The sequence below is a fragment of the Streptomyces sp. G45 genome (genome assembly GCF_049542095.1).
Taxonomy (GTDB): Bacteria; Actinomycetota; Actinomycetes; order Streptomycetales; family Streptomycetaceae; genus Streptomyces.
In genome coordinates this window covers 575,888-601,593 of record NZ_JBMUZU010000001.1, presented here as the reverse complement: position 1 = coordinate 601,593, position 25,706 = coordinate 575,888, and the positions used below count along the sequence as shown (strand labels likewise).

At 73.7% G+C, this 25,706-nt stretch carries 25 protein-coding genes; 14 read left to right on the top strand and 11 right to left on the bottom strand.

Going from position 1 to position 25,706, the window contains the following annotated elements; all coding sequences use genetic code 11:
* Positions 1-24: 24 nt before the first annotated feature.
* Positions 25-438, top strand: a complete 414-nt coding sequence (locus ACOBQU_RS02585; RefSeq protein WP_423624211.1) for an ArsR/SmtB family transcription factor — start codon at positions 25-27, stop codon at positions 436-438.
* A 192-nt stretch (positions 439-630) separates the two neighbouring features.
* Positions 631-1,233, top strand: a complete 603-nt coding sequence (locus ACOBQU_RS02580; protein WP_423624209.1) for a GNAT family N-acetyltransferase — start codon at positions 631-633, stop codon at positions 1,231-1,233.
* A 21-nt stretch (positions 1,234-1,254) separates the two neighbouring features.
* Here the strand turns inward: ACOBQU_RS02580 and pstS are convergent, their stop codons facing one another.
* A complete protein-coding gene (pstS, locus tag ACOBQU_RS02575) occupies positions 1,255-2,394 on the bottom strand; it encodes a phosphate ABC transporter substrate-binding protein PstS (RefSeq protein ID WP_423624207.1) in 1,140 nt (379 codons plus the stop codon).
* A 283-nt stretch (positions 2,395-2,677) separates the two neighbouring features.
* On the opposite strand from pstS, the gene ACOBQU_RS02570 reads away from it, so the two are divergent.
* A complete protein-coding gene (locus ACOBQU_RS02570; RefSeq protein WP_423624205.1) occupies positions 2,678-3,730 on the top strand; it encodes a D-alanine--D-alanine ligase family protein in 1,053 nt (350 codons plus the stop codon).
* A gap of 48 nt (positions 3,731-3,778) precedes the next feature.
* Here ACOBQU_RS02570 and ACOBQU_RS02565 read toward each other — a convergent pair whose 3' ends face one another.
* The 3 genes from ACOBQU_RS02565 to ACOBQU_RS02555 form a co-directional block, all read right to left on the bottom strand.
* Positions 3,779-4,813 carry an FkbM family methyltransferase gene (locus ACOBQU_RS02565; RefSeq protein WP_423624203.1) on the bottom strand — a complete coding sequence of 345 codons (1,035 nt, stop codon included), beginning with the start codon at positions 4,811-4,813 and terminating at the stop codon, positions 3,779-3,781.
* Positions 4,814-4,861: 48 nt separating this feature from the next.
* Positions 4,862-6,739 (bottom strand): stealth family protein, encoded by a 1,878-nt coding sequence (locus ACOBQU_RS02560; protein ID WP_423624202.1) that lies wholly within the window; start codon positions 6,737-6,739, stop codon positions 4,862-4,864.
* A gap of 456 nt (positions 6,740-7,195) precedes the next feature.
* Complete coding sequence (locus ACOBQU_RS02555; protein ID WP_423624200.1) at positions 7,196-7,531, bottom strand: putative quinol monooxygenase; 336 nt, start codon at positions 7,529-7,531, stop codon at positions 7,196-7,198.
* Between the two features lie 99 nt (positions 7,532-7,630).
* Between ACOBQU_RS02555 and ACOBQU_RS02550 the strand changes: the two genes are divergently transcribed.
* Positions 7,631-7,948: an ArsR/SmtB family transcription factor gene (locus ACOBQU_RS02550; protein WP_423624198.1), complete on the top strand. Its 318-nt coding sequence runs from the start codon at positions 7,631-7,633 to the stop codon at positions 7,946-7,948.
* Between the two features lie 343 nt (positions 7,949-8,291).
* Here ACOBQU_RS02550 and ACOBQU_RS02545 read toward each other — a convergent pair whose 3' ends face one another.
* From ACOBQU_RS02545 to ACOBQU_RS02535, 3 genes are all read right to left on the bottom strand, one after another.
* Positions 8,292-9,068 (bottom strand): alpha/beta fold hydrolase, encoded by a 777-nt coding sequence (locus ACOBQU_RS02545; RefSeq protein ID WP_423624196.1) that lies wholly within the window; start codon positions 9,066-9,068, stop codon positions 8,292-8,294.
* A gap of 10 nt (positions 9,069-9,078) precedes the next feature.
* Entirely contained in the window at positions 9,079-10,056 is a 978-nt protein-coding gene (locus tag ACOBQU_RS02540; protein ID WP_423624194.1) for an MsnO8 family LLM class oxidoreductase, read from the bottom strand.
* Between the two features lie 134 nt (positions 10,057-10,190).
* Entirely contained in the window at positions 10,191-11,420 is a 1,230-nt protein-coding gene (locus tag ACOBQU_RS02535) for a serine hydrolase domain-containing protein (protein ID WP_423624193.1), read from the bottom strand.
* Positions 11,421-11,891: 471 nt separating this feature from the next.
* Between ACOBQU_RS02535 and ACOBQU_RS02530 the strand changes: the two genes are divergently transcribed.
* The gene (locus tag ACOBQU_RS02530) at positions 11,892-12,797 is read left to right on the top strand and encodes a glycoside hydrolase family 16 protein (RefSeq protein WP_423624192.1); all 906 of its coding nucleotides are present in this window, start codon (positions 11,892-11,894) and stop codon (positions 12,795-12,797) included.
* Between the two features lie 85 nt (positions 12,798-12,882).
* On the opposite strand, the gene ACOBQU_RS02525 is transcribed toward ACOBQU_RS02530, so the two are convergent.
* Positions 12,883-13,314, bottom strand: a complete 432-nt coding sequence (locus tag ACOBQU_RS02525; RefSeq protein ID WP_423624190.1) for a nuclear transport factor 2 family protein — start codon at positions 13,312-13,314, stop codon at positions 12,883-12,885.
* A gap of 495 nt (positions 13,315-13,809) precedes the next feature.
* Here ACOBQU_RS02525 and ACOBQU_RS02520 point away from each other — a divergent pair, with 495 nt between their 5' ends.
* The 4 genes from ACOBQU_RS02520 (at position 13,810) to ACOBQU_RS02505 (ending at position 18,288) form a co-directional block, all read left to right on the top strand.
* Positions 13,810-15,543: a PDR/VanB family oxidoreductase gene (locus ACOBQU_RS02520; RefSeq protein WP_423624188.1), complete on the top strand. Its 1,734-nt coding sequence runs from the start codon at positions 13,810-13,812 to the stop codon at positions 15,541-15,543.
* 131 nt (positions 15,544-15,674) lie between these two features.
* Positions 15,675-16,265: a hypothetical protein gene (locus ACOBQU_RS02515; protein ID WP_423624186.1), complete on the top strand. Its 591-nt coding sequence runs from the start codon at positions 15,675-15,677 to the stop codon at positions 16,263-16,265.
* 140 nt (positions 16,266-16,405) lie between these two features.
* A complete protein-coding gene (locus ACOBQU_RS02510) occupies positions 16,406-17,044 on the top strand; it encodes a PadR family transcriptional regulator (protein WP_423624185.1) in 639 nt (212 codons plus the stop codon).
* 113 nt (positions 17,045-17,157) lie between these two features.
* Positions 17,158-18,288 carry a DUF5954 family protein gene (locus ACOBQU_RS02505; RefSeq protein ID WP_423624183.1) on the top strand — a complete coding sequence of 377 codons (1,131 nt, stop codon included), beginning with the start codon at positions 17,158-17,160 and terminating at the stop codon, positions 18,286-18,288.
* Here ACOBQU_RS02505 and ACOBQU_RS02500 read toward each other — a convergent pair.
* Entirely contained in the window at positions 18,285-19,571 is a 1,287-nt protein-coding gene (locus ACOBQU_RS02500; protein ID WP_423624181.1) for an MFS transporter, read from the bottom strand. The two genes, ACOBQU_RS02505 and ACOBQU_RS02500, sit on opposite strands and share 4 nt — an antisense overlap.
* Positions 19,572-19,731: 160 nt before the next feature.
* On the opposite strand from ACOBQU_RS02500, the gene ACOBQU_RS02495 reads away from it, so the two are divergent.
* The 4 genes from ACOBQU_RS02495 to ACOBQU_RS02480 all read left to right on the top strand — a co-directional run bounded on the left by ACOBQU_RS02495 (position 19,732) and on the right by ACOBQU_RS02480 (position 22,721).
* Complete coding sequence (locus tag ACOBQU_RS02495; protein WP_423624179.1) at positions 19,732-20,073, top strand: DUF5713 family protein; 342 nt, start codon at positions 19,732-19,734, stop codon at positions 20,071-20,073.
* A 310-nt stretch (positions 20,074-20,383) separates the two neighbouring features.
* A complete protein-coding gene (locus ACOBQU_RS02490; RefSeq protein ID WP_423624178.1) occupies positions 20,384-20,638 on the top strand; it encodes a hypothetical protein in 255 nt (84 codons plus the stop codon).
* Positions 20,608-21,201, top strand: coding sequence for a hypothetical protein (locus ACOBQU_RS02485; protein WP_423624176.1), 594 nt, complete (start codon positions 20,608-20,610; stop codon positions 21,199-21,201). Before ACOBQU_RS02490 ends, ACOBQU_RS02485 begins: the two co-directional genes overlap by 31 nt.
* Before the next feature lie 92 nt (positions 21,202-21,293).
* Positions 21,294-22,721 carry an FAD-dependent oxidoreductase gene (locus ACOBQU_RS02480; RefSeq protein WP_423624175.1) on the top strand — a complete coding sequence of 476 codons (1,428 nt, stop codon included), beginning with the start codon at positions 21,294-21,296 and terminating at the stop codon, positions 22,719-22,721.
* A 17-nt stretch (positions 22,722-22,738) separates the two neighbouring features.
* Here ACOBQU_RS02480 and ACOBQU_RS02475 read toward each other — a convergent pair whose 3' ends face one another.
* Positions 22,739-23,587 (bottom strand): hypothetical protein, encoded by an 849-nt coding sequence (locus ACOBQU_RS02475; RefSeq protein ID WP_423624173.1) that lies wholly within the window; start codon positions 23,585-23,587, stop codon positions 22,739-22,741.
* Between the two features lie 24 nt (positions 23,588-23,611).
* The gene (locus tag ACOBQU_RS02470; RefSeq protein WP_423624171.1) at positions 23,612-24,535 is read right to left on the bottom strand and encodes a LysR substrate-binding domain-containing protein; all 924 of its coding nucleotides are present in this window, start codon (positions 24,533-24,535) and stop codon (positions 23,612-23,614) included.
* A gap of 111 nt (positions 24,536-24,646) precedes the next feature.
* Here ACOBQU_RS02470 and ACOBQU_RS02465 point away from each other — a divergent pair, with 111 nt between their 5' ends.
* Positions 24,647-25,480, top strand: coding sequence for an oxidoreductase (locus ACOBQU_RS02465; protein ID WP_423624170.1), 834 nt, complete (start codon positions 24,647-24,649; stop codon positions 25,478-25,480).
* The last annotated feature ends 226 nt before the right edge of the window (positions 25,481-25,706 follow it).

The following is a 25,706-nucleotide window of genomic DNA, read 5'->3' as shown; positions in this document are numbered from 1 at the left end:
GGTGAGTGTCCGTATGCTGCGCCGATGGCGTTCTCAGGGGTGGACACGGCACTCTCCGGGGCGGAGCGGGAAGCGGAGACGGAACAGGGGGAGAACGGTGGAGGCACCGGGTCCCCGGCCGCGGCCCTGAGCGAGCCGCTGATGGGCCGCGACCACGTGGAGCACGTCACGAGGGTCCTGAAGGCGGTCGCCGACCCCACGCGGCTGCAACTGCTGCACCTGATCCGCACGGCACCGGGCGGCGAGGCGTGCGTGGGCAGCCTCACCGACCGCCTCGGGCTGCGCCAGCCCACCATCAGCCACCACCTGAAGCGGATGACGGCGGCGGGCCTGCTCCGGCGCGAGAGGCGCGGCATCTGGGTCTGGTACGCGGTGGATCCGCGGGGCATGGAGGGGGTCCGGGACATCCTGTGGTCCCCGGAGCGCGCCTCGGCCTGAGGGGCGTCCGAGGGGCGTCCGAGGGGCGTGCGGGCCGTGGGGCCGCGAGGGATCGGCGAGTACGGGCAGGGGCACGCGGGTGACGGGGGCGCGGGCGACCGGGAACGCGGGCGGCGGCTTGATCGTTCCCCGGGCGTGTGGCGGCAAGCCGTGCCGACCCGACCCGACGCGTGAGGACCGCAAGGAGAGCCCATGGCACCCGCCCCCCTCGTCCGCCCCCTCGTCGACCAGGACGTGCCCGGCGCCGTCCGCACCCTCAGCCGTGCCTTCGCCGACTATCCCTTCATCCGGCACGTGGTCGACGCCGAGGGGTACGACGAGCGGCTGCGGCGCTTTCAGGAGCTGTTCCTGACCCGCGTGGGCCTGCCGTACGGCCGCGCCTGGGTCACCGACGACGTGCGCGCCGTCGCCGAGTGGACCACCCCCGAGCGCGACCCGGGCCCCGGCTTCGCCGAGCTGAGCGCGGTGACCGCCGAGCTGGCGGGGGATCGCGCGGCGGCCTTCGCCGCCGCCGAGCAGGCGCTCGCGCCGCACCGCCCGACCGAGCCGGTGTGGTTCCTCGCGACGATCGGCGTGGACCCGGACGCGCAGGGCCGGGGCCTCGGCGCCGCGGTGCTCGCGCCGGGCATCGAGGCCGCGGACCGCGCCGGGCACGCCGCGTTCCTGGAGACGTCCACCGAGCGGAACGTGCGCTTCTATGAGCGCCTCGGCTTCGCCGTCACCGCGGAGGTGGAGCTGCCCGACGGCGGCCCGCGCACCTGGTGCATGCGCCGCGAGCCGCGGGGCCAGGGGTGAGGCGGCGGCTCGCGGCGGGGCTCAGCTCAGCGTCCGGACCACCCGGCGCACCTCGGCGGCCACGGACTCCGGCAGCGGCGCGTAGTGGATGCGGGACAGCGGCCGCTGCCCGGCCTCGCTCGCGGTGTACGAGAGGAAGGACTTGAGGGCGGGCAGCGTCTCCGGCTTGTTGCCCCTGTCGCAGACGATCTCGTACGTCACCAGGACGATCGGGTAGGTGCCCTCGGCGGAGGTCCGGTAGTCGAACTCCAGGGTCAGGTCCTTGCCCGTGCCGACGGCCTTGGCGGCGGCGATGCCCGCCGAAGCGGACTTGGTGGTGGGCGCCACGGGCCGGTCGGCCCCGGTGTCGATGCGGACGGTGTCGACGCCGAGCTTGCTGGCGAACGACAGCTCGAAGTAGCCGATCGCCCCGGCCGTGGACCCCACCGTCGCCGCGACCCCGTCGGAGCCGCTAGCGGAGCTGCCGCCGCGCCCCTGCCAGGCCTTCTCCGCGGAGTGCGGCCAGGCGCCGCGGGAGGCGCCCTTGAGGTAGGCCTGGAAGTTCTGCGTGGTGCCGGAGTCGTCGGACCGGTGGACGGCCGTGATGGGCAGCGCGGGCAGTTCGGTGCCGGGGTTGAGCCTGCGGATGGCCGGGTGGTTCCACGTCCTGATCCGCGCGTCGAAGATCTTGGCCAGGGTCGGGGCGTCGAGCACCAAGTCGTCCACCCCGGCCACGTTGTAGCCGAGCGCGATGGTGCCGCCCACCATCGGCAGGTTGACGGCCCGTCCGCCGCTGCACACGCCGTCGGCCGGTGTGGTTTCGGACGAAGCGACGGGGCTGTCGGAGCCGCCGAACGAGGTGGCGCCGCGCAGGAACTGGGCCACCCCGGCGCCAGATCCCAGGGGGGCGTAGGCGATCTGCACGCGCGGACACGCGCGTTGGTACCGCTTGATCCAGTACGTCATCGCGTTCTGCTGGGCCGTCGACCCGGAGGCGGGCACCTGCCCGCCGCTGGCGCACGCGGCTCCCGCGATGGTCGGCGCCGCGGCCGGTCTCGCGGGCTCGCTGCCGGAGTCCTGGAGCCCCCACATCCAGGTCACCGCTCCGCCGGTCGCCGTCACGGCGGCCGCGGCCACCCCGATCGGCAGGCGGACGCTTCGCTTCTTGTGCCGATGGCGCACCCCTGGCCCCTTTCGGACGGCGTACGGGCGGCGGGGCGACACACGTCGCCCGGTCGGGCCTTCGGCTCGCTCCGCGCCGCCTTCGCCCGGCATAGATGGTCGCCTATGCGGTAAGGGAGTTGGGCGACGCACAGGCGAACGTCTGTCGACGGGCAGCCGTCGGGCCGCCGGAGGGGCGCGAGGGGCGCGTGCTGAGGGCCGCGCGGGGGCGAGTATCGGCCGAGGCGGGCCGCGGGGCCTCCGTACCTTCGTCGCGGGCCCGGGACCCGGGTATGTCATAGCCATGAGGATCGTCGTGCTGTGCGGTGGTGAGAGCGTCGAGCGGTACGTCTCGTTGGAGTCCGGGCTCACGGTGGCCCGCGCGCTGGTGGACCTCGGCCACGAGGTCCACGTGATCGATCCGGCGGCCACGGAGCCCACCCTGGCCGGGCCCACCCGCGACGCGGCGGCGCTGCCCCGCTTCACGGCGACGACCCGGCTGCCGGACGTGGACCGGGCGGCGTGCAGACGGCGGATGTTCGCCGCCCTCACGTCGGGGGAGGTGCTGGGCGCCCTGCGCGGTGCGGACCTGGTCTTCCCCGCGCTGCACGGCGGTTGGGGCGGCGACGGGCACGTGCAGGCGCTCCTGGAGATGGCGGGGGTGGCCTTCACCGGTGCGGGCAGCGCCCAGTGCAGCCTCGCCTGGGACAAGCGCCGCACGCTGCGGCTGCTGCCGGACGCCGAGGTGCGGGTCGGGCCGTGGACGGCACACCGGGCCCTCAACGGGCATGTGCCCGAGGAGGCGCTCGGCCTGCTGGCCGAGGGGCCCGTGGTGGTGAAGGCCGCGATGGGCACCGCCCACGAGACGCTCCACCTGGCCCGCGCGGAGGGCGAGTTGGCGGACGCCCTGGCCCGCACGCCGACGGGTGAGGCCGTGGTGGTCAGCCCCTTCCTCCCCGGCCGGGAGTTCTCCGTCGGCGTGCTCGGGGAGCAGGTCCTGCCCGCGGTGGAGTACGAGTTCGGCGGCCCGTTCCTGGACTACCGGGCGAAGTACCGCACGGGCGGCGCGGCCCACAGGTGCCCCGCGGACATCCCGCCGGTCCTGGAGCGGGAGTTGCGCGACCAGGCGGCCCGCGCGCACCGGGCGGTCGGCTTCGGGGCCACGGGCTACTCCCGCAGCGACTTCCGCTGCGACAGGCGGGGCGAGCCGTACTGCCTGGAGGTCAACGGCTGCCCCGGCCTGCGCGGCACCAGTGCCCTGGCCTGCGGGGCGGCGGGCGCCGGATGGTCGTACCGGGACCTGATCGAACGGATCGTCAAGCTGTGCGAGGGACGCGGGGAACTGGCCGGGGCGTAAGCGGGCGTTGGGCGCTGAAGGGTGAAGGGGGCGCAGCCGACGCCGCGTTCAGGAGTCGGTCCGGGCCGCGGGCCGCGCCTCGCGCTGCCCGAAGAGCCACGACGCCACGCGCCGCCTGGCGCCGCCGGAACCACCTGAACCGCCGGGGGACGGCACGGCCCCGGCGGTGCCGTGGGGTGCGTTCCAGCCGTCGGGGAAGGGCGTCCCGCCGGGCACGGTCAGATTGGTCGTCTCGTCGCAGGCGAGGATGGCGATGAGCCACTGTCGCACGAGCCGGTGGAACTCCTTGGACAGCGGCCGCGGCGCGAGCAGCCAGTCGCGGCAGTGGTGGCCGACGTGCGCGCGGTAGGTGTCCGCGTCAAGGCCGGGCCAGGGCAGCTGCGGCTCGATGACGTGCAGCCCGTACCCGTACGACACCAGGGTGGCGAGGACGTCCCGCAGGGCCTCGGGCGCACTGCTGGGCAGCAGTTCGCAGACGATCCACGGGCGGTGGCGCCTGATGGTGGCGAGTCCGCCGCGCAGCACGTCCGCCTCGTACGTCTCGACGTCGACCTTGATGACGTGCGGCGCCGCGCCCCGCTCCGCGGTGAACCCGTCGAGCGTGACCACCGGGACCCGCACCGAGGCGCTGGAGCGCCGGTGGCCCGGATTCAGCGAGTTGGAGCTCTCGGCCTTGTCCGAGAGGAACAGCTCGGCCGTGCCGGGCGCGCTGGACACGGCCGCCTCGACGAGTTCGAAGCCGAGGCCGTTCACGTCCCGGATGGTCCGGCCGATCGCCGCCGTGGCCGGGGTGGGCTCGAACGCGAACACGTCGAGCCCCCGGTTGCCGTGGACGGCGCTGAGCAGGGCGCTGTAGAGGCCGATGTGCGCGCCGACGTCGTAGAAGGCGCTACCGGCGGGGGCCTGCTGGGCGAGTGCGAGCAGCGTCGCCTGCGTCAGCGGCTCGTAGCCCGCGAGCCCCGCCCGGCGCAGCTGGCGCTGGACGGCGGTCTCCTTGCGGCTGAGCACATTGAGGGCGCTGGGGTACGGGCCGGGGGCCGCGGGGGCCTCGGGGTGGGCGGGGAGCTTGATGGCGAGGGGCACGGTGCCTGATCCCGTTCTTCCGGAGGGGGACGTCTCGTGGGGTGCGCGTCAGGGCTGGGGCGCGGGGGCCGGGGCGGAGTCGGTGGCGCGGGGCGGGGCGATCACGGAGGCCGGTGCGGGCGGCTGCGCCGGTGCGGGCGTCTTCTCGAAGGGGCTCGGGACGGGGAAGTACTCCTTGAGGAAGGCGGTCAGGACGGCCGTCTGCTCGGCGGGGTCACCGTCGGGCGAGCCGGTGTCGTTGAGGCAGAACGCCTGGAACTTCCGGAAGTGCAGCCGGTTCCGCAGCTTGCGCAGGGCCCTCGGGTCGCTGATGTCGGCGTAGTCGTAGCGCAGCGTCCCCTCCACGGCCCGGCCGGTTAGCAGCGCGTAGTAGTGGTGCAGCGACGCCGCGACGGACAGGTCCGCCGTGCCCCGGATCCGGCTGGCGGCCGTGGCGCGGTGCTCGGCGGGGAACTCGCGCTCGATCTCCGCGAGGACGCTGCGCCGCAGCGGGTGGGGCACGTGCTTGACCTTCTGCGTGACGGTCGTGCCGAAGCGCGCCTCCAGCAGCGCCCGGTTGTTGAGCCCCGCCACCGCCACCGGGGGGTGCTCGTGCAGCGGGCCGCAGGACGGCAGCAGCGCCCGGGAGAGGAAGTACTTGGTGAGGCCGCTGGCCAGGAAGAAGTGGTTCGGGGTCAGCGGCGCGCTGAGGAAGACGTCGTCGTTGAAGTACAGGAAGTGCTCGGCGAGCCCCGGGATGTGGTGGAGCTGGCTCTCGATGGCGTGCGAGTTGAAGGTGGGCAGCAGCGACGGGTCGCTGAAGATGTCCCGGTGGTCCACGACGGTCAGGCCCGGCTGTGAGGTGTCGAGCCAGGTGGGCACCTGCTGGTCGGTCACCAGGTAGATGTGGCGCACCCAGGGCGCGTAGGCGTGCACCGACCGCAGCGAGTAGCGCAGCTCGTCGCGGTTGAGGTAGCGGGCGGCGTTCGCGGACTCGTCGTGGTACGGCTGGTCGAGCACCGCCCGGCGGCGCCGCTGCCACGCCGGGTCCGTGCCGTCCACCCAGGTGTACACCACGTCGATGGGGAAGCGGATGTCGTCGGGGAGCGCGACGGCCAGCTCCGGGCGGGTGCGCACCCGTGGCAGCGTCTGGGGCGAGAACGGCGAGGCGAGCCGGGTGAGGCGGTGCCCCTCGACCGTGACCGCCGGGCCCGCCAGGGGAAGTGAGGGCGCCGTGCGGTTCGGGCGCGGCGCGATGAGGCGGTCGCCGTCGGGCTCCCAGAACTCGATGTCGCAGCCGTGGTTGATGCCCAGGACGAGCGTCGCGTCGGAATTCGCGCGATAGCAGCTGAGCCGGAACACGGACGCCTGCGCGACGCGCGCCCACACCCGGGAATCGCACCCCAGTTGACGGCCGTCGCGCACCTTTCCCGCATTGGGGTGCGAGACATATCCCGGCACGCGCGCGCAGAGTTCCGCGAGCGCCGCCACCACCGCGTCGCGGTCCGCCGAGCTGACGCCGATGACGGAGGTGTGGGGGCTGTATCCGCGTACGGCGAAATAGTCGACTCCGGCGGCTTCCAGGGCCCGGCACACCATCTCCTGGTTCTCGGCGCGGGCCCGCAGGGGCGAGAGGGCGTCTGACACCAGGACGACGCGCGGCACCCCGTTCACCGTGACGAGCCGGGTGCCGGGCGCGGCCAGCAGGCCGGTGCGGCGCAGCTTGCGGCGGGCCAGGGCGCGGCCTGCCCAGCGGTGGCCCGAAGACCAGCGTTCCAGCAGGTCGTTGAGGCGGTTCCGGGTGCGTACGCTCGTCACGGAGACGATGGCGCGGCGCAGCCGCATGGGCAGCAGACGGCGGTAGCAGCGCAGCAGGACGGGCTGTTCCGTGGACCAGGTGAGCCGTCCGCCGGAGCGGCGTGACGTGGTGGCGGAGGAATGTCCCATACTGCGCTCCCTGGTGCGGAGAAACGGTTCGCCCGCGTCATGTCCCCGCCGGGTCGGCGACATGACGTATCACTTCATCACCCCATGCCAACATCTGCTGAGCGAACCGCCACGCGGCCTTCGGGCGGGACTTTGCTCTTATTGGGGGACCCCTTCCGCCGGAACGGCACCGGTTTCGCCGGAACAGCACCGGAATTCAGGAAGGGGCCGGAAGAAACGCCTCGGAGGAATTCCTGGACACCTTTCCTTCCTGGACACCTTTCCCCGGACAGCGCGTGCGTCGACCCGGGCCGGGCCCGGCCGCGCCCCCCGCCGACGCGGCTGCTGACCTGGCGCGACCACGACGTGTTCCGCCTGGAGCGCGGGGGGGGCGACGGGGGCGCGTCCGGCGCCGAGCGGGACGCGGTGCGCACGGCCCTCCTGCTTCCTGGAGAACCGCTTCCCCGTGCGCGGCGGCTACGAGCTGGCGCCGTGAAGGGCGTCGGCGACGGCGTACGGGCTGTGCATCGTCAGGAACCGGATGTCGAGGTCGGACTCCAGGTAGTCCATGCGCCGCTCCCAGAAGTCCCGCATGTGGGGCAGGGCCAGGTGGGCGTCCAGGTCGGCGGCGGAGCGCCACGCCTCGTAGAAGACGAACACGCCGGGCTCGTCCCGGTCCTCGTGGAAGTGGTACTCCAGGCAGCCCGGCTCCCGCCGGGTCGGCTCCACGAACGACAGCAGCAGCTCCTTGAGCTCCGCCGCGCGCTCGGGCTTGGGCCGTGCGGTGCCTACGAGGGTGAACGGCTGCGGCATGGGGATGCCTCCTTGAGGTAAGACGAAACTCGTACCTATGGCACGCTAGTGAACGCTTAGGTACGATTCAAGTCGAACCTGAGAGGGAGGTGTCGGGGGATGCCTGACGACGAGGGGCACCCGGCCGTCGAGGAGATGGCGCTCGGCCCCGTGCTGGCCGCGCTCGCGGATCCGCTGCGGCGCCGGGTGGTGCGCGAACTCGCGGCCGAGCCGGACGGCACGGCACGCACGTGCAGTTCCTTCCGGCTTCCGGTGTCCAAGGCGACCGTCACGCACCACTTCCGCGCCCTGCGCGAGGCCGGACTGATCCGGCAGGTCTCCCGGGGCAACAGTCGCATGGCCACGCTGCGCCGCGCGGACGTCGAGCGGCGCTTTCCGGGGCTGCTGGACCTGGTGGCGGGCGAAGAGGAGGGCTGACCCGGCGCTGAGGGTCACGCGGGCACTCCGCGCCGGGAGTTACGCGGGTGCGGAGGGGGCGGCGGCTGGGCGGCGCGGGGCGGTGCGCGGGTGAATGGTCCCGCCCGGGGAGTACCAGCCAGGGCCGCCGCCGTCCGGCGCCGGGCGGGTACGGAGTTGGCGACCGGCTCGGCGGCGGATCGTCGTGGCGAAGCCCGGCGCGCAGCGTCCCCCGGGGCGTCCGCGCACCGCCGCGGCAGCTCGTGGAAGGCCGCGACGGCGCGCTGTGGATCGCCCGGGTAGCGCGAGTAGCCCGGGTAGGAGCGCATCGCCCGGGCAGGCGTCAAGGACCTCGATGGCCCGCTCAGGCCGCCCGCGCGGCGAGTTCGAGGATCAGCTCCGTCACCTTCGCGGGGCGGCGCAGCGTGGGGAAGTGGTCGCAGTCGTCGAGGCGGACCAGGCGGCAGCCGGGGATGCGCGCGGCCATCTCCTCGTTGACGGTGACGACGTTGGTCTGGTCGCGCTCGCCGAGGGCGAGCACGCAGGGCGCGGTCACCTCGTGGAGCCGGTCGAAGGTCGGCGCGTCCGCCACGTCGTGGCCGTACGTGGCGAACCACGCCGGGACCGCCCCGCGCAACTGGTCGGCGGCCGGGCCGTCGGGCGAGGGGTCGCACGCGGCCCACACGCCCAGGGCCAGGCGGACCACGCCCTCGATGTCGCCCGCCGTGGCCAGGCGCTCGACCTCGGCGTTGAACTCGGGCGAGGCGAGCCCCGTCGCGCCGGTGGCGCCGGGCCCGAACAGGGCGAGGCCCGCGACCCGCTCCGGCGCGGCCAGGGCCAGCGACAGGGCGGTGGCGCCCCCCATGCTGGAGGCCGCGCACACGGCCCGCTCGACGCCGAAGTGGTCCAGGACCGCGGTCAGGTCCCGCAGCTGGGAGTACGTGGCCGTCGGCGCGGGGGAGCGGCCGAACCCGCGGGCGTCGTAGCGCAGCACCCGGTGGTGCTCCGCGAGCGCGGGCAGCACCGGGTCCCAGACGCGGGAGTCCCCGACGCCCGGGTGCAGCAGCACCAGCGGGGATCCGGTGCCTCCCGAGTCGTCCGCCCAGACCTCGCCGCCGTCGACCTTCACCATCGTGTCCATGTGCGCCAACCTATGCCTGTACGGCGGCGGAGCCGCGGACGAGTTCGAAGGACCGCAGCCGGGCGGCCGGGTCGAAGACGGGCGTGACGAGCATCAGCTCGTCGGCGCCCGTGGCGTCGGCGATCTTCGCCAGGGCGGCGCCGACCGTCGCGGCGGTGCCGCGGGCCTGCTCGGTCACGAACGCGGCCACGGCCTCCTGCTCCCGCGCGCTGAACGCGTGGGCCGCCGCGGCGGCGGGCGTGGGGAACGGCCGCTCGCTGCGCCCGGCCAGCAGGTCCGCCTTGATGACGTCCATGGGCCGGGCGAGTTCGGCGGCCTGCTCCTCGGTGTCCGCGCACACCGTCTCGACGCACACCAGCACCCGCGGGCGCTCGCACCAGCGCGACGGCCGGAACGCGTCGCGGTAACGGCCGAGAGCCTCCAGGGTGTTGGCGGGCCGGATGTGGTGGGCGAAGGCGACCGGCAGGCCGAGGCTCGCGGCCAGCTCGGCGCCCGCGTCGCTGGACGCGAGCAGCCAGGGCTCGGGCAGCTCGCCCAGGGCGACGTCGACCAGGAAGTCGAGGGTGGCGGCGACGTCCCGCCCGTACTCCTCGTCCGTCGCGGGGTCCGCGCCGCGGCGCAGGGCGCGGGCCGTGGGCTCGTGGAAGGTGCCGGGGCCGCGCCCGATGCCGAGGTCCACCCGGCCCGGGTGCAGGGCGGCGAGCGTGGCGAACTGCTCGGCGACGGTGATCGGCGCGTGGTTGGGCGCGAGGACGCCACCCGAGCCGACCCGGATGCCGGGCGTCGTCGCGGCCGTGTGCGCCGCCATGAGGACGGGCGGGAACGCGCCGATGGCGGGGGAGTGGTGGTGCTCGGCGAACCACAGCCGGTGGTAGCCGAGACGGCTCAACCCGGCTGACACGCCAGCGCAGTTGCGCAGCGCGTCGGCGGGCGTGGCGCCGTCCTGGACGATGGAGACCTCTAGGGCGGAGAGCGGCAGTTCGATCACCTGTTCAGGATAGGTGCGGGGAAGGGGCCCGGCTGTGCGGGGCCCGTGTGCCGCCGGGGCGGGGCGCGGCTGCGGCGGGGTGGGGCCGGGGCGCGCGCGACGCGTTGGCCGCCGGGCCGACCGGCGGTGCGGCGTCACCGGACAGGGGCGCACATCGCGTGGTCCAGCAGGCCCTGGAGCACCTTCTCCGCGCGGGCGAACCAGGCGGGATCGCCCTTCCTGCCGGTCGCGTTGAGGACGACCGAGCGTCGGCCGTCCTGGCTGACGGCCGTCCTGACGGTCTGTCCTTCCAGGTCGCCGCCGTGTCCCCAGCGGTAGCCGCCGCAACTGAGCGGCTGCCGCATCGCCCCGAGGCCGTAGTGCAGCCCAGGGAAGTCCTCCTGGAACTCCGCGCTCGCGGGCACGGTGCGGCGCATCTGGTCCAACTGGGCGGCGGGCAGCAGCCGTCCGCCGTGCAGTGCGCTGAGGAACCGGTCGACGTCCTTCTCGTCGGTGACCAGGGCGCCCGCGGGCCCCGCCCAGGACATGTTCCGCACGGTGGTGTCCACCCAGGGCCCTGAGCCCGGGAACCGGTGGTAGGTGTGCGCGGACCCGCGCGGCATGCGGGGGTCGTCGCCTGGCGCGTAGGTGTGCTCCAGACCCAGCGGGCGGGCGAGGCGGTCACGGACCTGCCGGTCCCAGGGCGCCCCGGTGACCCTCTCGATGATCATTCCGAGGACCGCGTAGCCCGGGTTGGAGTAGTTCCAGTCGGGCGCGGGGTCGTTGGGGTCGGCGGGCGGGAAGTCGGGCCTGTGCCGCATGGCCCCGGCGACCAGCTCGGCCGGGTCGTGGTGGTCGAAGCGGGTGCGCTCGAAGGCCTCGGCACTGGAGCCGGTGTCCTCGGCGGGGGCGTAGTCGTGGATGCCGCTGGTGTGCTGGAGCAGATGGCGCACGGTGACGCGTGACCCGTCGTTGCCGTTGCCGGTCACGACGCCGGGCAGCCACCGCTCCACGGTGTCGTCGAGCGACAGCCTCTTCTCCGCGGCCAGTTGGAGGACGACGGTGGCCACGAACGCTTTGGTGAGGCTCGCCGCGCGGAACGGGGCGGCGTGGCGCACCGGGCGCCCGGTGGCGAGGTCCGCCGTCCCGGCGGCGGCGTGCAGCCGACGCCGTCCGTCGCGTACCTGTACGGAGATGCCGACGTACCCGGCGTCCCTGAGGATCCGTTCGGCCTCGTGCTGGAGCTGGCTCCGGGTGACGGGAGCGGGCTCGGCCGGGCGCGCGGGCGCGGCGGCGACCGCACCCGCGGGGAGGACGACGGCCACGGCGGTGGCCAGGGCGGTCAGGGCGGCGACGCGCGGCCGCGTGGGCTGGGAAGTGCTCATGGACTCCAGCCTCCGCGGTGACCCGTGGCAGGGCCATGGGCCAGGCACCCCAGCGCGGGTTCGGGAAAACTGGAAGGGCGGGCGCTTCGGTGTCATGCGGGCACTACGGAGCCGTGCGGCTGGCTCTGCGGAGTCGTACGGCTGGCTCTGCGGAGTCAGTCGGCTGGCTCTACGGAGTCGGGGGAGCGCTACGGAGAGGCGTGCGGGCGGCTATGGGGGCCGTGTGGGCGGCCGCGGAGAGCCCGGGAGGGGGCGGTGCGTCCACGGAGAGCCGTGTGGGCGTCCACGGAGCCGTGTGGGCGTCCACGGAGCCGTGTGGGCGTCCACGGAGTCGCGTCGTGGCCCGAACCGGTCCCTGAAGGACCCCGAAGGAGTCACGCCGGAAGGCTGGCGGAACGCCCGCCGCACCACGAGGATGCTCCCGTCCATGGCACACCACATGAACGCCCCGCCGCACCGGGAGGGCACCCCATGGGTTCACACGCGGCACCGCACCGGCGCGGCCCGGTGGCCTACCTCGCCCTGAGCGGGGCGCTCCTCGCCGCGCTGCTGTTCATCCCCGGTGCCGACGGGGCGCCGCGGTCGGCGGACGCGTGCCGCACCGGCGGCGCCGAGCTGCCGCGCGGCGACTGCGGGCCGTTCTGGCAGGTACTGGCCGAGGACTTCGACGGCGACCGGGTGCCACTGGGGTCGTTCAGCGACTGCGACCACCACACCGACACGTCCGCCGCGTACTGCGGCGGCCTGCGCGGCGAGTACCGCGACAACTGGTGGGCCTACCCCACGGGTTGGCGCGACACCGCCAACGACCGCGGCCGTTCGGTGACCGGCGTCTACCACCCGGAGGACACCCTCAGCGTCGGCCCTGCGGAGAACGGCGACGGCCGGATGCGCATCCGCATGTGGCGGCCCGCCGACGGCGGTCCCGTGCACGCGGCGGCGGTGGTGCCGCGCGCGGTGATGCAGATGAAGTACGGCAAGTACAGCGCCCGCATCAGGGTGACCAAGCTGGCGCCCGGCTACAAGTCGGCGTGGCTGCACTACGGCGGCGGCTGCGAGATGGACCACCCCGAAGGGGAGTGGACGGGCCAGCTCACGGCCTTCCACCACCCGTGCGGAGGCGGCGAGCAGGGCTACTACCCCGGGCACCACGACTGGACCGAATGGCACACGGTGTCCACGGAGTGGACCCCGGGCAGCGTGCGGTTCTTCGTGGACGGCCGCCAGATCGGCCACGACACGCGCGACGTGCCGAACCGGCCCCTGTCCTGGGTGATGCAGAACGAGAGCGCCCTGGAAGGCGCGGGCGCGGCCCCTGGGAGCAGCGCCCAACTCGACGTGACGTGGGTCGCGGCGTACGCGTACGGCTGGAAGTAGCGCACACGCCCGTGCGCTCGTACACCCGCACGCCCGTACATCCACACGCCCGCGGGTCCGGCCCGCGCTCACGCCTGACCGCGGCTCAGAACGGCGGGACCTCCTCGGGCACGAGCCCGGCCTGCCGCAAGGTCCCGTACAGGTCCGTCTCACCCCAGAACTCGACGATTCGCCCCTCGCGGAGACGGTAGGACTTGACGCCCGTCATGGTGAGATCGCGCCCGGTGCGGTCGTGCCGGTAGGTGAGCGTGAAGGCCGCGGTGACGCGGTCACCGGCGGCGAAGAGGTCGTCCACACGCACCCGGCAGTGCGACAACCCCGGTGTCATCACGGCCCCTTCGGGATACCGCCGCCCCCGCACGTGCTGCCCGGCCCCGTGCACCAGCACGTCCTCGTCCACCAGCTCGGCCAGCTCGTCGAGGTCCCGGGTCTCGAAGACGCGCAGGTAGCGGCGGACCACGGTGGCGTTGCGCTCGCTGGTCGTGTCGGGGCTCGCGGTGTCGTGTGAGGCAGGCATAGCAGGACCGTACGCGGGGGTGTCTGCTGTCGCCAGGGCGCCGCTGACTCAGGGGCCGCTCAGGGATTGGTCAGGGGAACGTCGGGGTCGAGTCCGGGGAAACCCCTATGGCTCGCCGGGAGTTGGAGTCCTCACGCTGGAGATAGTCGATGTCGACTAATCGAAGTCGACTATTCATCGAGGCTGACTATGGGCGTGCTGAGGGGAATCTGGATGGATCGCACCAATGGCATCGATCACGCCGATCGCACCGATCGCACCGATCGCATGGACCAGATGGGGCAGTTGGATCAGAGAAGCCAGGTGGAACAGGCAGGCCCGATGGGCCAGTCGCGCCGAGCGGGCCGGTTGGGCCGGTCGAAGGGGGAGGGCCGGGCGGGGAGCCGCGCGGTGCAGCCGGTGGCTGCGAGGTTCCGGCGGTCGCGAGCGCCACGGCGGCCGTCGGCTGGCAGGGCCCCGCGGATCACGCTGTGCTGCTACGCCGTCTTCGCGCTCGTGGTGGGCCTGTTACCGCCGTTGGTGGAGGGCGCGCTCCGGTTCCCGGCGGCGCGGCTGCCGGTGTGGATCGCGGTGGCGCTGGTCTCCGTCGGGCTCGCCCTGCTCCTGGCCTTCCACCCGCGCCCGCCCAGGCGGCCCGTGCTGTCTCTGGGCTGGCTGCTGCTCGTACTGACGGTCGTGCAGGCGTTCGTCGTCGGCGACCTGCCCGCGCTGGCCGGTCTGTACGCGGCGGCGCCGGTGCTCGCCTCACTGGCGGGGCACCTGACGGGCCGCCCGCGCAAGGCCCTGGTCGCGGCGCACATAGTCGCCGCGTCCTGCTGGACCGGCGTCGCGCTGATGATGTCGGCCATCGGCGTCACGGCACTGACCAGTGACGACATCGAGTACGTCGCGGGTGCGTACGGCCTGATGGAGACCTTCGACGTGACCTTACTGGGCTGGCTGAACTTCACCACGACCCTGTCGGGGCTCGGCGTCGCCCTCACCTCCCCGTGGGGCGTGCTGCGCCACCGCTGGGTCGCCGCCAAGCTCACGCTCTCGCTGCTGATCCTGTTCCTGGCCTTCGGCTGGCTGCACGACACCCTGGAGACCGCCGCACAGCGGGCCGAGCACCTGGCCGACACCGGCGGCTCCACCGCAAGCCTCGGCGCCGACCCGGCCCTGGTGGCCGCGGGCTTCGGCTTCGCCTTCCTCCAACTGGTCGCCGCCGTCCTGCTGTCGCTCTACAAGCCGGGCGGCACGACCAGGCGCGGCCGTCGCCACCTGGCGGCGCGGCAAGGCGCGCGACCCGGCGATCTGCCGGTCACCGTCTCCGACGCACGCCACGTCGCGGACGGCGTCGTGGCGCTGACCCTGCGACCGGACCAGGGGCGGAGACTTCCCCCGTGGGAGCCGGGCGCGCACCTCGACGTGGTGCTGCCCTCGGGGAGGGTGCGCCAGTACTCGCTGTACGGGGATCCGGGCGACCCGGACGCCTACCGGATCGCCGTCCTGCGCGAGGAGCGCGGACGCGGTGGCTCGGCCGAGGTCCACCGCCTCACCATCGGAGCGCGCTTGACGGTGCGCGGACCCCGGCAGCACTTCCCCCTCGCGGACGCGCCCGCCCACCTCTTCATCGCCGGTGGCATCGGCATCGTCCCCTTCCTGCCGATGCTGCGCGCGCTGGACGCCGACGGCGCCGACTGGAGTCTTGTGTACCGCGGGCGTTCCCTGTCCCGGATGGCCTTCACCGACGCCCTCACCAGTCAGTACGGCAACCGCGTCACGCTGCTCCCGTCGGACGCCGAGCCCCGCCCGGACCTGACCGCCCTCCTGAGGGCCGCGCCCCCGGGGGTCGCGGTGTACTGCTGCGGGCCGCAGGGGCTCATCGACGCGGTGGCGGCGGCCATGCCCGGCGCCTGCCCGCACGGCACGCTCCGCGTCGAGCGCTTCACCGCACCCGGGCGCGCTGACGACGCCACGGACCGGCCCTTCGAAGCCGAACTCGCCCGCAGCGGACGCATCGTCCGGGTACCCCCGGGCCGAAGCCTGCTCAGCGCCATCCAGGACGTCGACCCCACCGTCGACCACTCCTGCGCCGACGGCATCTGCGGGAGCTGCGCGACCCGCGTCCTCGACGGCGTCCCCGACCACCGCGACCACGTCCTCCAGGCCGACGAACGGGACCGGACCGACGTCATCTACCCGTGCGTGTCCCGCGCCAAAGGCGACCACATCGTGCTCGACGCCTGACGCTCCCGCCCGCCCCCCGTCCTTGTTCCCCCGCCCGCCAGACCTCTGACCCCAACTCTGGCCCCAACCCCGAGAGCCGACCCCGGCACCCGGCCTCATCGCGTCGGCCCGACCCCGAGGGAGAGAACCCCATGCACCAGCACCCCGACCGCCGAGGAATACTCGGCAGGGCCACGGCCACCGCGGCCGGGCTCGCCGCCGTGGGCGTCACTGGCGCCTGGGGGCCCAAGGCCGCCGCAGCCGAGCCCCACGAGGCCCCCGCCTCCGCCCCCGCCTCCGCCCCCGCCTCTGACCCCGGCCCCGTGACCGCCCAGGGCCCCGCCCCTGCCTCCCACCACCTGTTCACGCACCCGGTCCTCGGCACCTGGCGCGGCACCGTCAGCCGCTCCGACGGGGAGGTCGAGCAGACGCTGCTGGCCTTCCACCCGGGAGGCATGTTCACCGCCTTCACGGACGGCATCCACGTGGCCGTGGGGCGATGGGAGGGCCGGGGCGCCCGGCGCGTCCGGTTCGGGCTCTGGCAGGTCCTGCCCGTGGACATCCACGGACTGCCGCACACCTACCAAGGAGAGGTCAGGGCCCTGCACGACGCGACGCTGACCGGGGACACCCTGGTCTCGCGCGGCGTGGGCAAGGGCATCGACCTGGACGGCAACGTCCTGCTCACCGTCGACGTGGAGGTCCGGGCCACCCGGTTCGGCCTGACCCTGCCCGAGGGATGACCCCCACCGGCCCCGGGCAGGGACTCGCCGGTGCCCGGGGCCGCCCGCGGTGATTGAATCGGACCTCGCAGGCGTCCGCCGGGAGGGCCTGGCCACGACCAAGCGCCGCCAAGGCATCGTGAACGGGGAGGACCGGGACCATGGACCAGGAGCGCCGCAAGGTGGGCAACCCGCTCGCGCTCGCCGTGCTGGCCTTCCTGGCCCAGCGGCCGATGCACCCCTACGAGATAGGCAGGCTGCTGAAGGAGCGGAACCTCCAGCAGAGCATCAAGTACCGCAGCAGCTCGCTCTACATGGTCGTGGAGCAACTGCACCGCGACGGCTATGTCACGCAGCTCGACACAACCCGCGAGGGCCGCCGCCCCGAGCGCACCCCATACGCCCTGACCGACGAGGGCAGGGCCGAACTCGCCGCGCGCATCCGGGACCTCCTCGCCACACCGGTCAAGGAGTACCCCCGGTTCCAGGCCGCGCTGTCGCTGGTCGTCGTCGTGCCGCCGGACGAGGTGCCGGACCTGCTCACGCGGCGCGGGGCGGCGCTGACGGAGCGTTCCCGCGAGATCCGCGCCCGCCTCGACGAGGCCCCCGCCAAGGGAGTGGACCGCGTCTTCGTCATAGAGCACGAGTACGAACTCGCCCTCATAGAGGCCGAGTCGCGCTTCATCCAGCAGCTGGCCGACCTGATCAGGGAGGACACCGCCAACCTGGGCGCCTTCTGGCGGGAGTTCCACGCGCAGGGCCACCCGGGCGGCCCGACGGCGGGCTCAGCGACGGCCTGAGGGCAGCCTGAGGACGGCCTGACGACGGACTGAGGAGGGTCTGCGGCAGAAGTCTTCCGGCTGGTCTGGCGGTTTCCCAGCGAGCACCCCGCACCTTCGGCAACACTCAGTAGGTGACCGATTACCAGGACCGGGTGCCCAGCTATCTCACCTTCCGGGTGGCTCCCCAGGAAGGGCCGATCGCCGCCTTCGCCGAACAGGAGGCGTGGCAGGCGCGTGAGCGATATCCCCAGATCATGGGCGTGGGGCTGCCGGAGTTCTTCTACGCGAGAGAGCACGAGGCGGGTGGCTGGGAGCTCTCCGAGTTCGGTGATGGCACCCCGCAGGGCGCGAGGGACTCGATGGGGTCGCAGTTCCGCAGGCGGGCCAAGGCGGCCGAGACCGCGGGAGCGGAGGAGGAGCAGAAGGCCTGGATGGCGGCGGCGCTGCGCATGGACCGCGAGGTGGTCGACGAGATCCGCGTCTGCGGCGAGCGCTACCGGATCGTGCGGGCCTCGCAGTTCATCCGCATGGGGCGCAGCGGCCCGGAGCCGCCACGGCCGTCCGACCCCGACCCGGCGGAGGTCGGCGAGTCCCACCGGCAGCGCTCCCGCACCAAGGGCTTCCTCGTCGACCCGTACGTCAGCGCTGGCCTCTCCGACAGTCTGCTGAAGCTCGACCTCGTGCAGTTCGTCGGCACCACGCCCGACGCGCCCCCGGAAATGCGGGACGACGCGGTGCGCGCCATGGAGCGCTATCCGGGCGGCGTCCTGCTGCCAGCGGTCTTCATGATCTCCGTACGGGAGGACGGACGCTGGAAGGCGCACAACCCCGGGTCGGCGAGCGCCACACCGCAGGGCGCCCGCGACGGCCTGGCGAGTTGGCTGCGGGTCATGGCGCCGTTCACCCTGCAACTCCCGGACGACAAGCGCGCCGAGTACGCGCGGGCGGCCGATGTGCTGGACGAGAAGCGGGGGAACGGGCTGAGCGTCGACGGCCTCCGCTTCCGCGTCACCCGCGTGGAACGGCTGATCCGCATCGGCCCCGACGGCCCCGAGGGCCCGCGCCCCTCCGACTTCGACCCGGAACCGCCCGTGGAGGTCCACACCCGCCAGCTCAAGGAACAGGGCCTGTGGAAGGACGAGAACGAGCCGCTCGAACTCGACGAGCGCACCCTTGAGTTGAAGGAGCTGTGGGAGCAGGAGGAACTGCGCCGGGCGGCGGCCAAGGAACGCAGGGAGAACAAGAAACGCCCCAAGGGCTAGTCGGCCTCCAGCGCCGGGCACTCACCCTGGCGGCGCGGTGGGCGGACCCCGGTGCCCGGCTTCCCGGGGCGGGTGCGCTCGGCCCAGGAAGCCAGCGGCGGTCCCGCCGCGCCCAGGCCCGCGAAGAACACGCCGAGGAGCAGCCACCCCGTGTGCCCGAGGGCGAGAACCGCCCCGGTCAGGACCACGGGGGCGAGGGCCTGGCCCGCGTCGAAGCCGATGCCGAAGAGGCCCTGGTACTGCCCCTGCGCGTGGGCGGGCGCGAGACCGAAGCCGAGCGCGTAGCCGCCGGAGGACTCCCACACCTCCCCGACGCTGTGGACGCACACGGCGAGGACGGCGAGCACCGGCGCGACCCAGGCGGGAACATCGGCGGTCAGCGCCATCAACGGGCAGCTGACGAGGAACAGCAGCCCCGCGACGCGGAAGGCGCGGCCGCCCTGCCGCGGGGTCTCCACCCGGGAGCCGATCCTGCTCTGCAGCAGCACGCAGACACCGCTGTTGATCGCGTAGACCGCCGCCACGGTCCAGCGCGGAGCGTCGGTGTGCGCGGTGAGCCAGATCGGCAGCAGCAAGGAGACGGTCTGGTACTGCAGGCCCATGGCGCTGTAGATCGCCACGAAGGACACATACGGCCGGTCGGCCAGGACGGACCACTGCCGGTGCTCCTCGGGCCGGGGCAGGGGCCGGTAGTCCGGAACGCCCAGGAACACGATCAGTCCGGCGCAGACGAAGCTGGCGGCGTTGGCGAGGATCAGCCCGGTGTAGGCGGCGCGGGTGTCGATCTGGAGGGCGAACGCCGCGCCCAGCGTGCCCACGACGACGCCGAGGTTGACGAACGTACGCAACCTGGCCCGGAACGCGGCCGGGTGTTCACCGCCGACCCTGGCGACGACCGCGCCGCCCGCGGCGCCGCTCGCCGTGGCGGCCAGCCGGTCCAGGGTGGCGACGAGCGTGAACGCGAGCCAGCTGTCGATGACGACGAAGGCCGCCATCGCGGCGGCCTGGAGGGCGAGGGTCACCAGCCAGATCACGCGCGGTCCGCACCGGTCGGCGAGGTTCCCCGCCGGGATACCGGACGCCAGGCCGCAGAGACCGGCGACGGTGAGGCCCACGCCCACCTGCGTGGCGGGCAGGTGCACCACGAGCGTGAAGTAGAGGACGGCAGCGGTGTTGAAGAGCCCGTTGCCCACCCGGTTGACGAAGCTCGCGGCGATCAGGGCCCGTTGTGCCCCGGAGTCCTCCCCGTCGCGCGCTCGTCGCCCTGCCCCCCGCCTGATCATGGAGGTCAGGCTAACAGCGGCCCCTGGACGGCTTCTGCTGTGGGCGGCGCCGGGGCATTGTCAGTGGTGCGGTGCATGATCGGCACGTGAGAGGCGTACGGCGCGTGTGCGCGTGTACGGCAGCGTGCGCCGAGCGGGCGCGTGGAGAGAGGGAAGAGCCATGTCGATCACGAATCCCCAGGTGGCGGAGCACGCGTTTCTGCGGCTGCTGTACGCGAGTTCGTACTTCCCCGATCACGTCGTGGACAAGGGCCGGGCGGTCCTGCTGCGCCTGTGCGAGCGGATGGAGGCCGAGCGGCCGAAGGACCTGGCGGGTCTCTACGCGCTCAGCCATGCGGCGACGGAGGAGTTCAACCTGCTGGAGGCCGAGTTCGCGGCGGCCGGGAGCGAGATCGACACCGTGGCCCGCGAGGAGATCGCCGAGGACTTCTGGTTCATCGCGACGGCGTACGGGTTCGCGGACGCGGACGCGGAGGAACTGATCGCTCCCCGGGAGTGGTGAGCGCGAGGGGATGTCCAGCCGCTGGGTGTCGGGCCCCGCTGTCCCGGGGGAACAGGCCCCGCGCATGACGCGACGCCGCGCCCGGGGGGAGGGGCGGCGTCGCACCCTGATAGAGGGGGCCGGGCGGGGATCGGTGCCGCTGCGCTGGTCAAGAAAGGGCAAAGCGTGCAGCGGAGGCGAACAGCGACGCCGACCGAGTCCGTGGGCCCGGCGGATTCCCCGGAAGGGCCAGCGCAGACGAGGGGAAAGGGAGGCCAGGGAAAAGGGGAGCCAGGGCAAGTCGCTGACCCCGGAAGGCTAGGGTGCCCGGATGTCACACATACGTACGCATGGCGCCTACCGCACGGACGGCCTCTGGGCCGCGACGGCGATCGCCTTCGGCGTCGTGGTCGTCGGCTCGGGCATCGCCCTGTTCGGCATGGTGGAGTTCGACGAGCAGTGCAACCACGGCCTGGTGCGCGGGCCGGGCCGCCTGCTGGACGTGCGGAACCAGTCGTTTCCCCGGCGACGGTCTGTGAGTTCGAGGGCGGAACGGTGTCGTCCGTCGGCGGCTCGGGCGTGCTGAGCGCCGTGCTCTGGGCCGGACTGCTGGTGATGGTCGGCTGCCTGCTCGTGGCCCTGCTCGCGGAGTGCTGCGAACCGCCCCTCGGCAGCGCTCTGGTGATGCCCATGTCCCGGAGCGCGAAGCTGCGGCGCACGGGAGCGGTGTTCTTCGTGATCGGCTCCGCGTTCGCCCTGTGCTACGCGCTGGCCGGGTGGAAGCTGCTCGCGGGCCCCTCGTCGGCCTGCTCCACTGGAGCGGACTGGGGGAGCGAACGGCCGCGCACTTGGGAGTACAGCCTCCTGCCGCCGCAGGCGACATGCCAGTACACCAGCGGCCACACACAGCGGTTGAACCCCGACTGGCTGGCCTCACTCACGGTCGAACTGGCCATTCCGGCGCTGCTCGCCGGGATCGGCTTCGTGCTCGCGTGGCACCGCTGGCGACAGGAGCGCCGAGCGGCACGCCCCGACGACGTACCCGACGGCGCTCCCGGCGATGTCGCCGGTGACGGTCCCGGCGACGCTGGCCACCCGACCGCCAAGCAGGCCGGATCCGGCCGCACCAGCCCCCCAGACCCGGGATGATGGCACACGGCGGAGCGGCCCGGGCGTCCGGCGGAGACCATGAGGGCGTGCGTGAGGGCCGGGGGCAGTGCTCAGGAAGGTGAGGACCGGCCATGGCCGAGGACACGAGCCGTGCACCGTCCGGCGCCCGCTGGGGCCGGGCCGTCGTCATCGGCGGCGCGTACGCCGGGCTGCTCACCGCACGCGTCCTCGCCGACCACTTCAGCGAGGTCCTCGTCCTGGAGCGCGACCCGGTGGACGCGGACACCGGAGTGCACCCGCACATCCCCCAGGGCCACCACGCGCACGTGCTGCTCGCCCGGGGCGGCGAGGTGCTTGAGTACCTCTTTCCGGGGCTGCGGGCCGAACTCGCCGCGCTGGGCGCGCCCGTCTTCGACTACGGCGAGCGGATGAGCTTCCTGCTGCCGACCGGCTACGCGCCCCGCGCCCCGGTCGGCGTGGCCGTCCAGACGTTCACGCGGGACGAGTTGGAGCGACGGCTCCGGCGGCGCGTGGCGGCCCTCGCGCCGGTGCGGCTGCTCGCGGCCACCCGCTGCGAGACGGTGACGGCGAGCGCCCCGGGCCGCCTGGACCGGGTGCGCTACCGCACCGACGGCGCGGGCGCACCCGTCGAGGTCACGGCCGACCTGGTCGTGGACGCCTCGGGCCGCGCCACCGCCGTCGACCGCTGGCTCGGTGACGCGGGCCTGCCGGTGTCCGCCAGATCCGTGGTCAAGGCGAGGATCACGTACGCGTCCGCGAGCTACATCCGCCCGCCGCGAGACGAACAACGGGACTTCGACCTCGCGTACCAGATGGTGTTCGCGCCGGGCGTGCCGCGCGGCGGAGTGGTGCTGAGCGTGGAGGGCGGGCGCTGGATGTGCTCACTGTTCGGCGTCGACACGCACGTCCCGTCCACCGACGAGGAGGCGTACCTCGCCTTCGCCCGCACGCTCGGCAACCCGCGCGTGGCCGAGGAGATCGCACGCGGCACGCGCGACAGCGAGATCCACCGCTACACCAGCCCGGGCAACGAGTGGCGCCTGCACCACGAGAACCCCCGCTGGCCCGAGCGGCTGATCGCGGTCGGCGACGCGGTGTGCGTCTTCAACCCGGTGTACGGGCAGGGCCTCACGGTGGCCGCTCTCCAAGCCGCGGAACTCGGCGGCCTGCTGCGGCGCCACCGCGCCGAGGGGCGCGGCCTCGACGGACTCAGCCGCGCCTACCAGCGCGCCGCCGCCCGCCTCATCAAGGTCCCCTGGACGATGGCCACCAGCGCCGACCTCATGTGGGCCGCCGGTAGGCGCCCGCTGTCCGCCCGCTTCGCGCACTGGTACAACGAGCACGTCTTCGCGCTCGCCGTGCACGACGCGGGCGTCTGGGCGCGGTTCGTGCACGTCCTGAACATGGCGGCGCCGCCGTCGCTGCTCTTCCGCCCGGCGCTGCTCGCCAAGGTGGCCCGCCACGCACTCGCCCGTCACCCCGGCCGCCGCGCCCGTGCCTCCCGAGCCTCGTCCCGCGCCTGTCGCGTGCGCGGCTGACGGCGCCGCCACCACCGTCAGGACTTCTTCAGCTCTGCCAGGGCGTCCCGGGTGTCCGACGTGAGCATGTCCTGCGCCTCCTGCTCCGTCGGCGGCTTCGCGGCGCTGGACGTGGTGCCGCCGTACCAGCTCCACCGCAGCTCGAAGGTGAACCAGCCGTCCCGCACGCCCAGCGTCATGCTGGACAGCTGCTTGGGACCGCTGATGCCCCGCTTCTCGGTCACGAGGTACGCCTCGTCACCGATGCCGTCGACCGGCTTGGTCCGGTAGCTGTACGAGTCGTCCGAGCGGTCCTCGTATCCCTTGTACTGGGCGGCGAACTCGCCCGTGGGGTCGGACTCCTCGTGCCACTGCGCGGTGCCGTTCACGAAGACGCTGGTGTAGTCGGTCGTGGTGCTGCTCTTCTCCTTCAGGCTCCAGGAGCAGTTCCCGGAGTCCAGGCCCTGCTGCCGCGAGGCGTAGTGGGTGTTGGGCTCGCCGGTGCTCCGGGACTCGTAGCGCTCCAGGAAGGCCTTGATGGTCACGGCGTCGCACAGGTTCCGCTGGAAGCGGTAACCGGCGAGGTCCGCCTCGGAGCTGTCGCCCCCGAGCGTGCCGGTGGCGAACAGCGCCCCCGCCCACACCGCGGAGGCCACCACCGCCCCGCCCACCGCCCACAGCCACCCGGGCGTCGGCTTCTTCTGCGCCGACGGCGCACCGGGCGGCCCCAGCGGAGCCGGTGGCTGCCCGGCGCCAGGGGGCTGGGCGTACGCGTAGGGGCCGGGGGGCGGCGCCGCCTGCGGGGGCTGGGCGGGCGCGCCCTGCGGCGGCTGGGCGTAGGGATTGTTCTGGTACGGGTTCGGCGGCTGCTGCGGCGGTATGGACATGACCGGCAACGTACCGGAGAGGGGTCACTCGGCGCTGGGATCCGAACGGCCCCGGGCGTGCGCGGTGACCTGAGCCGCCGCCCGCGCGTAGCCCCGCACCGGCGGACGGGTGTCGTCCGCGCGCCAGGCCAGGGCGAGGCGCGCGGGGGACAGGCCGAGGACGGGGCGGGTGACGACGTCGCCACGGGTGAGCAGCGGGGCGTTGCCCGCGGCGAGCAGGCACACGCCGCGGCCGTCGACCAGCCCCTCGTACGTCTCGTCGGGATGGTGGACGGTGGCGCCGATCCGGACGGGACGGCCCGCGCGGGCCTCCGGGGCGAGCCAGTAGTCGCGCAGCGGCCCCGCGGACTCCGGCAGGGCGAGGAACGGCTCGTCGAGCAGGTCGGCCATCGCCACCGCCTCCCGCGCGGCGAGCGGATGGCGCTGCGGAAGGGCGACGTGCCGGGACTCCTCGGCCACCACCAGATGGCCGTAGCGGTGCTGCTCGGGCAGCGGAAGCCACACGAACGCCACGTCACTGCCCCCGTCCGCGAGGCCCGCCGACGCGTCCTCCCAACCGACTTGACGCAGTATCAGCTCCACGGCGGGGAAGGCCTCGGTGAAGCGCGAGCGGATCGCGGGCAGCAGGCCGCCGCGCCCCGGGCTGGTGCTCATGCCCACCACGAGCCGGGACTCCTCCGCGGCCCTGACCTGCGCCAGCGCGGCCCGCCCCTCGGCCCACGCCTCCAGGACGCGCCGGGCGTGCGGGACCAGCGCCTCCCCCGCGCGCGTGAGCCGTACGGAACGCCGGTCCCGTACGAACAGCGGCGTACCTACCGCCTTCTCCAGCAGACGCACCTGCTTGCTCAGGGCGGGCTGCGAGACGAACAGCCGCTCCGCCGCCCGCGTGAAGTGCAACTCCTCAGCCACCGCGAGGAAGTACCGCAGATCTCTGCCGTGGACATCCATAACCCATGGCTATCACGGAAGATCTTGGACGGGGCAGTGCCCCCGGCGGCAGAGTCGCCTTCGAGAGTCGCCTACCGAGGGCGCAACCATGGCGGAACACTAGGAGTTGGCATGCACAAGGTGTGGCTGATCACCGGGGCGAACAGCGGCTTCGGCCGGGCGTTCACCGAGGCCGCGGTCGCCGCGGGCGATGTCGTGGTGGCCACCGCGCGCCGCCCCGAGGCGCTCGCCGACCTGGTCGCCGCGCACCCGGACCAGGTCGAGGCCGCGGCCCTGGACGTCACCGACCTGGCGGCGGGGCGGGCCGTGGTCGAGGACGTGGTCGCCCGGCACGGACGCATCGACGTCCTGGTCAACAACGCGGGCCGCACCCACGTCGGCGCCACCGAGGAGACCACCGACGCCGAACTGCGCGGCCTGTTCGACGTGCACTTCTTCGGCCCGGCGGAGCTGATCAGGGCGGTCCTGCCGCACATGCGGGCGCGCCGGTCCGGGGCGATCGTGCAACTGAGCAGCGTGGGCGGGCAGTTGTCGTTCGCCGGGTTCTCGGCGTACAGCGCCACCAAGTTCGCCCTGGAGGGCCTGTCGGAGGCGCTGGCGGACGAGGTGCGCCCGCTGGGCATCAAGGTGCTCGTGGTGGAGCCGGGCGCCTTCCGCACCGGCCTCTTCGGCAACGCCAGCGCCAGCGGCCGCATCGAGGCCGAGGACTACGAGGCCACGGTCGGCGCCACCCGCCGCATGGTGGAGGCGGGCGACGGCGACCAGCCCGGCGACCCGGCGAAGGCCGCGGCGGCGGTGCTCGCCGCCCTCGACGCGGAGACCACCCCGCTGCGCCTGCCGCTGGGCGGCGACGCCGTCGACGCCCTGACCGCCCACCTCGACGCCGTGCGCACCGAACTCACGACGTGGGAGAAGACGTCCCGCGCCACGGCCTTCGACAACTGACCCCGCGCTGACCGCCGTTGCGCGGCGGGGCTGGCGCCAGGCCGGTCGCGCGGATGTTCCCCTGGCACTCCGCTGGACCGTGCACCGCACCGGCCCGCCGGGCCACCCGATGGCCCGATCCGTTCGCAAGCTGCGGCGAGCCCGTCCCGGCGCACCAAAGCGCCCTCGACGCACTGAAGCGCCCCCGGCGCACACCTCAAGGCCCCCTCACTGCCGCCAGTGAGGG